Source organism: Oleiphilus sp. HI0066 (genome assembly GCF_001635725.1).
In genome coordinates this window covers 1-925 of sequence record NZ_LWFH01000309.1, presented here as the reverse complement: position 1 = coordinate 925, position 925 = coordinate 1, and the positions used below count along the sequence as shown (strand labels likewise).

Below are 925 nucleotides of genomic sequence, written 5' to 3'. Positions count from 1 at the left end.
ATTCATGATATTCCCCGTTATGGCCAAGGCATTTTCTATCATGAGGCCGGTGAAGATCTGTATTTCTATTCGCAAACCAATTCCAATCCAATGAAGCCAGGCAAGGCTGCTTTGGTCGTAGAAGCTTCAGACTGGAGGCCGGGGCAGGCGATTCGCGACTTAGGCTATGTTGACGTTGTGCAAGGCGATAAGCCTTTAAAAGTAGAAAGTCGTCGTTCACACGATCTAATGAAAGGTCTGTTAGAAGGAATGATGCCTACGTTCACGCGTCAGTCGTGGTATAGCGATGCCTCAGTGCGTTTATCCCTAAGTAGTATCGGCTTTGCCAATGTTTATGAAGCTTATTTAGACTGCATATCATCTTTGCTGCCGGTTAACTTCCGACAAGTCGAGAGAACTCGTGTGCACTTTGAATCAGACAAAGCGATTCTTCTGAAAGAAGATAAAGCGCGTTTAGATATGGTGGTTCTTTATGTTCGCGCCGACAGCAACGTCACTGCGGTCTATGTGGATGGCCACACCGATTCAACGGGGCGTAGGATTTATAATCGTCGATTATCGAAAATGCGTGCCGAAGCGGTGACAGCTTATCTGACAAAAAGCGGCATCAATTCAGAGATGATACAGACTCGCTATCATGGCGAACGCTATCCCGTCGCAGGTAATAAAAACTCAAAAAATAAAGCGAAAAACCGCCGAAGTACCGTTCGTTTAGTGCGCGGAGAGCAGCTTTCTTTGCCTTCAAAAGAAAATCCTGAGGGTGAGCTGAATTAAGTTGTTGTTTTTGGTTGTTTTTCCATCACTCCTTTCTGTAGAATACGCACCCCTTTTTTAATATAAGCAAAATCTATAACAGGTTTTGGGAGCCTTTATGTCGAGTATAAATAAGGTCGTGTTAGCGTATTCTGGCGGCCTAGATACTTCT

General features: G+C 44.6%; 1 protein-coding gene. It reads left to right on the top strand.

Going from position 1 to position 925, the window contains the following annotated elements:
- Positions 1 to 774: OmpA family protein (locus A3738_RS04540; RefSeq protein ID WP_068763391.1), on the top strand; the 774-nt coding region annotated here is incomplete at its 5' end.
- Positions 775 to 925 lie beyond the last annotated feature (151 nt).